The organism is Paraburkholderia humisilvae, assembly GCF_902859855.1.
Lineage (GTDB): Bacteria > Pseudomonadota > Gammaproteobacteria > Burkholderiales > Burkholderiaceae > Paraburkholderia > Paraburkholderia humisilvae.
The window spans coordinates 1-1,042 of sequence record NZ_CADIKH010000387.1 but is presented as its reverse complement, the minus strand read 5'-3'; the positions used below and the strand labels follow the sequence as shown (position 1 = coordinate 1,042).

Sequence of the window (1,042 nt, the reverse complement as noted above, 5' to 3'; positions counted from 1 at the left end):
CGTCGCTCGCAACAAGCTCAAAAGCGCTCAGCACCGACCTTCGATCATCGCCGCGTGCTGGATTCAGGCAACCTTGTGGTGACGTCATGATTTATGGAAAGGTCAATAATTGCGAGAGGATCAGCTCCCGTAGTGATTTGCTACGGTGGATAATTGAATCTCGTACGAGAGCGGTTCCACGTGTGCCTATACCTCATGCGAATCGCGGGGTGAAGACCTCTGCGCGCAATTCGGCGGCTCGTGGCGGAGCGACGTACGTTCCGATGACCGCACTGGGTTGCGGTTTATGCCACTATGGTCACGCTTCGGCCATGAACGGGTCTTCGGGAGTCGCTCAAGGAACGACTGCTTGCAGACGGGCTGAAGCCGAACTGAGATTATCAACCCAAATCGGTCACCAAATCGAACGTCCCCGCAAACGAGCGGCATTGACGCTACGGGCTGTCGCCCTATCAGCTGGCACTCTCTGCCAAAGAACTTCCGGTGCTCCGCGCGCCAGAATTCGAGTGGAGGTCACCCTCTCCTTCGGCCGCCGAATATTCGTTAGAAATTTTATCGAAAGGAACTATCTCGACTCTCGTCGTCCGAAGAAGCAGAACGGGGTTATCGCAAAAATCCAGAACAATTTCGATGCCCCCTTCCTGCGGCAGGCATTCGCAGTCGAGTTCCCACGACCACTGTAGGCTTCTACACGTGGCGTGCTTTACGCGGGCCGCCATCAAAGAAATGCGCATTACAGAAGATTGCTCCGAGTCGCCATAGATTCCGATTCGAACATTGGCCCCGGAAAGTTCGATGCCTCGCTTGGTTAGCGCTGCAATTAAGTCGGGCAGTGAAGGGATATCGGACAGAGACTGGACCAGCCACGGTTACGGCGCAGGAATCGCTTCTATTGCATGATGCGGTCCGCAATTGGACGTCCGGTATTAAAGGCCATGAGCTGGCGGATTTTGTTGAGCGCAGATTGGGACTTGAAACCAATGAGTGCTTCAGCCTGCGCTTGCAGTTTCTTCATTTGGGCCTGAATCTGTTCCAGGTTCGG

General features: G+C 54.6%; 1 protein-coding gene. It reads right to left on the bottom strand.

Annotation, left to right across the window (positions count from 1 at the left end; translation table 11 throughout):
• Window positions 1-452: 452 nt before the first annotated feature.
• On the bottom strand, window positions 453-719 hold the full coding sequence (locus HV796_RS45780) for an ASCH domain-containing protein (protein WP_343053101.1): 267 nt from the start codon (window positions 717-719) through the stop codon (window positions 453-455).
• Between the last annotated feature and the right edge of the window lie 323 nt (window positions 720-1,042).

Excerpts from the sequence above, each read along its gene's own strand:
- HV796_RS45780 (WP_343053101.1), bottom strand. The coding sequence starts at position 719 with ATGGCGGCCCGCGTAAAGCACGCCACGTGTAGAAGCCTACAGTGGTCG.